Source organism: Haemophilus sp. HMSC066A11, from assembly GCF_001811665.1.
In the GTDB taxonomy this organism is placed as follows: domain Bacteria; phylum Pseudomonadota; class Gammaproteobacteria; order Enterobacterales; family Pasteurellaceae; genus Haemophilus; species Haemophilus influenzae.
Map to the genome: position 1 here is coordinate 1 of NZ_KV805857.1, position 241 is coordinate 241.

General features: G+C 34.0%; 1 protein-coding gene. It reads right to left on the reverse strand.

Features of this window, described 5'->3' with window-relative positions; translation table 11 throughout:
- Nucleotides 1-4 precede the first annotated feature (4 nt).
- On the reverse strand, nucleotides 5-211 hold the full coding sequence (locus HMPREF2813_RS02550) for a heavy-metal-associated domain-containing protein (protein ID WP_005666693.1): 207 nt from the start codon (nucleotides 209-211) through the stop codon (nucleotides 5-7).
- Nucleotides 212-241 lie beyond the last annotated feature (30 nt).

Genomic DNA, 241 nt, shown 5'->3' on the forward strand with positions numbered 1-241 from the left:
TTTTTTACTCTGTGGCGTCAAATCCAGCATCTTCAATGACCTCAATCAGCTGTGCAACATTGACTCGATTTTCATCAAAAGTAATATTTACTTTACCCTCTAATTGCACATCAGCAGATTGTACACCATCTAATTCAGTTAAAACTTGAGTAAGACTTTTTACGCAACAGCCGCAATGTATGCCTTTTATGTTTAATGTGATAGTTTTCATTTTTACTCCTTGTTAGTTGTTTTATTGATG